General features: G+C 62.2%; 2 protein-coding genes and 1 pseudogene. All 3 read right to left on the reverse strand.

The features are described from left to right. Positions 1–1,395, reverse strand: a 1,395-nt coding sequence (locus ACLP9N_RS16020) for a G1 family glutamic endopeptidase (RefSeq protein WP_442408349.1), incomplete at its 3' end; no start/stop codon positions are given. 786 nt (positions 1,396–2,181) lie between these two features. Next, positions 2,182–2,301: an HAD hydrolase-like protein gene (locus ACLP9N_RS16025; RefSeq protein WP_442408350.1), complete on the reverse strand. Its 120-nt coding sequence runs from the start codon at positions 2,299–2,301 to the stop codon at positions 2,182–2,184. Beyond that, positions 2,298–2,502, reverse strand: a pseudogene (locus ACLP9N_RS16030) (hypothetical protein); the annotation flags it as partial. The gene ACLP9N_RS16025 and the pseudogene ACLP9N_RS16030, both read right to left, overlap by 4 nt.

Consider the following 2,502-nt stretch of genomic DNA (forward strand, 5'->3'; position numbering starts at 1 on the left):
GCTGGTCGGCCCTGACGGCAGTTCGAGACGTCGGGCCGCCATGCTCAGGCTGATTCGTGCAAGTGCCTCGTCAAGAAGACCCGTCGCGGGATCGTCCACCGACTCGTTGGGCGCGGGGGCCGGTGAAACAGCGGGTGCCTCGTCCGCCGGCATCTGGTCGGGTGCCGGTGCCGATTTCTGGTCGGGTGCCGGTGCCGATTTCTGGTCGGGTGCCGGTGCCGGTGCCGCCTTCTCCGCGGTTGTTGGCGACGGAACGCCGCTGGCATCCTCGATGAGCCAGTTCGGCTCAGTCGATTCGTCAATTGCCAGGCTTGGCGACGAATTCTGAGGTTGTTGGGGCAGACTCTGCCCCAGCGAAGGTGGCGCAGCGGTGCTCTGGTTGACCGGAGTGACGACTGTGGCTTGCTGTGCAACCGGTTGCGCCTGGGTCGAGCTGACCTGCGTCACCAGTGCTTGCACTCCGAATGTGCCCGAGGACGTGGTGCTGCCGCTCCCGCTGGCCGGCGACGGCGCGGCGACGATGGTGGCGTTATGATGCGACGCCAAAATCGAGCCAAAACGGTCCCGGCCGCTGGTGCCGGAATAAGTGACACTGAAGCTCGATGCAATCGGCGACGTGGTTGTATCCGTCAACCCCGACGTCTGGTCGATGAGCGTGCCGAAGTTGGTTACCATACCAATTGACGTGTTTTGCCAGGCGGTGTTGTCGATCGCGCCCGTGGTTCCGTTGATGGTCGCCTGCGCTCCCGAGAATGTCACCGTGCCGAAGTCGGCGAGCGGCAAAACGCCGAAGAAGGACGACGGCGCTTCCACGATCCATTCAGCCGAGGATCGCTGTGCCGTCGCTGTCTGGGTTGTCGAAGATGACTTGTGCGTCGTGTTGTCCGTCATTTGCAAGGTAAACGCGCCGTTGTTGTAGGTGACGCTGGCGGAAATCGAATCGCCGGGGGAAATCATCCCAATGCTGGTGATTTGCACCGACGGGTTCGGGTACATTTCCAACCAAGCGTAATAGGTGGTCACGCCCGACCTGGAAGTATCCTGCGCCGTGCCGATCTGTTCGACCGAGTTGGAGCTGTAGCCGTCGATGCCCACCCAGACCGCCGAGTACGCGTTGGTGTCGCCGGTGACCGTGGGCACGTTCCAGGAACCGCTGACCTGAGTCACCGCATTGGATTTGGGGGTCGTCAGATTGGTTTCCGCGGCGTAGCCGGACCAGTTGGCGCTGTAGACCGTATCCAAAAGGGGCAGCGGTTGCAACGACACGGAGAGAAGGGCCCGCCCCTCCAGTTCCTCGAGATACACGCGGACGCGCGGCTGCGTCTGACGCTTCCGGACGACAAAAGAACGCATGGGAACCTCCCTCGATGAGGACACATCAAGAAGATACTGCACCCTAACCGGACCGTTTTTCGAAATCAAAGAAATTCTTAATGGGGCCGTGAAAATGTTCGGGACCGGAGCAGTTCGAGCAGTTAGCCCTTCAGGGTCGAGACAATTCAGACCGCGACCCTGACCTTGCGCGCGTCGGTGCGACACGCCGAAGCATCTTCGGAGGTTGCCTCTGGCCCAAAGGTGACCGGAGCAGCTTCCAGGGCCACCGCACCCGGCCCCGATCTGAACAGGTGTCACCTTCGGCCTGTGAACGCGTACCCGAGCCGTTGCCCGCGACGCCGTTGAACATGATCCCGTTCACGCCGTAGGCGGTCTCGATCTGGCTGGGCGACAGCCCGGGGGGGCTTGCCGGTGTACTCAAGCGAGCGAGCGAGGGGGTGGGTTGAACCGTGGCCGGCTCGGCTGCCTTCCCTGAGGCGCTCGCTGCCGGAAAGTCCGAGATCGAGAGCAGTTGTCGGCTCTCCAGGGCTTCGCAAACCAGCTCGAAACGGGTGCGCTTTGGGGCGCGAAACTGGGTAACTGTGCCGGGACGAAATGGGGCGGCAAATCTCAAGCCACTCATGGTGAACCTCATCGCGATGTTGAGTCCGAGGTGCCGAGGAAGTTGCCCGGTGCCTGTCGCGGTTGATCATCTTGAGGGATCTCGAATGTTTCGATCCCCTAAAAAGAACACGCAACCACAGACCGAATGCGCGCGCGAATTACCGGCTCAATTTTGCACAGGTTCTGCAATCAACCTGAAGCCTGGCGACGGTCAGCAGATGAGATCGTGGCTGTTTGCCGTCCTCACCCCAGCTCCGCCACCGGAATATGCCCCACATCCTCGAAGACATGGCTGGGGCGGTAGGGGTAGGTTTCGATCAGCTCCCGGGTCGTGACGCCAGAGAGAACGAGGATCGTCTTCATGCCGGCCTCGGTACCGGCAATGATGTCGGTGTCCATGCGGTCGCCGACACCATGAACGCATCGGCCGGACCCGCCTGAAGGGTCCCGAGGGCGGGCCACATCATCAGCGGGTTGGGCTTGCCCACGAAGTAGGGTTTTTTCCCGGTGGCCAGCTCGATCGGTGCGACCAAGGCCCCGCAGGCGGGTGTGATGCCCAGCTCG

The organism is Mycobacterium sp. (assembly GCF_052144515.1).
Taxonomy (GTDB): domain Bacteria; phylum Actinomycetota; class Actinomycetes; order Mycobacteriales; family Mycobacteriaceae; genus Mycobacterium.